Here is a 745-nt window from a genome sequence, read left to right as displayed (position 1 = left end):
GCTTCAACCAGAAGCCCATCGTCCGCGAGGGCGACCGGGTGGAGGTCAACCAGGTCGTCGCCGACGGTCCGTGCACCGACAACGGTGAGATGGCGCTCGGTAAGAACCTCCTGGTGGCGTTCATGCCGTGGGAGGGCCACAACTACGAGGACGCGATCATCCTGTCCCAGCGGCTGGTGCAGGACGACGTGCTGTCCTCGATCCACATCGAGGAGCACGAGGTCGACGCCCGCGACACCAAGCTGGGCCCTGAGGAGATCACCCGGGACATCCCGAACGTCTCCGAGGAGGTCCTGGCCGACCTCGACGAGCGCGGCATCATCCGCATCGGCGCCGAGGTCGTGCCCGGTGACATCCTGGTCGGCAAGGTCACGCCCAAGGGTGAGACCGAGCTGACGCCGGAGGAGCGGCTGCTGCGCGCCATCTTCGGTGAGAAGGCCCGCGAGGTCCGCGACACCTCCCTGAAGGTCCCGCACGGTGAGACGGGCAAGGTCATCGGGGTGCGGGTCTTCTCGCGCGAGGAGGGCGACGAGCTCCCCCCCGGCGTGAACGAGCTGGTCCGGGTGTACGTCGCCCAGAAGCGCAAGATCACCGAGGGCGACAAGCTGGCGGGCCGGCACGGCAACAAGGGCGTCATCTCCAAGATCCTGCCCGTGGAGGACATGCCGTTCCTGGAGGACGGCACCCCGGTCGACATCATCCTCAACCCGCTGGGCGTGCCCGGCCGGATGAACGTCGGCCAGGT

General features: G+C 67.9%; 1 pseudogene. It reads left to right on the top strand.

Annotated features, from left to right (window positions below):
- Nucleotides 1-745: pseudogene (locus tag ACFQSB_RS40205) on the top strand (DNA-directed RNA polymerase subunit beta); the annotation flags it as partial.

This window comes from Sphaerisporangium rhizosphaerae, from assembly GCF_042665155.1.
In the GTDB taxonomy this organism is placed as follows: domain Bacteria; phylum Actinomycetota; class Actinomycetes; order Streptosporangiales; family Streptosporangiaceae; genus Sphaerisporangium; species Sphaerisporangium rhizosphaerae.
This window is presented reverse-complemented; position numbering and strand designations above follow the sequence as displayed.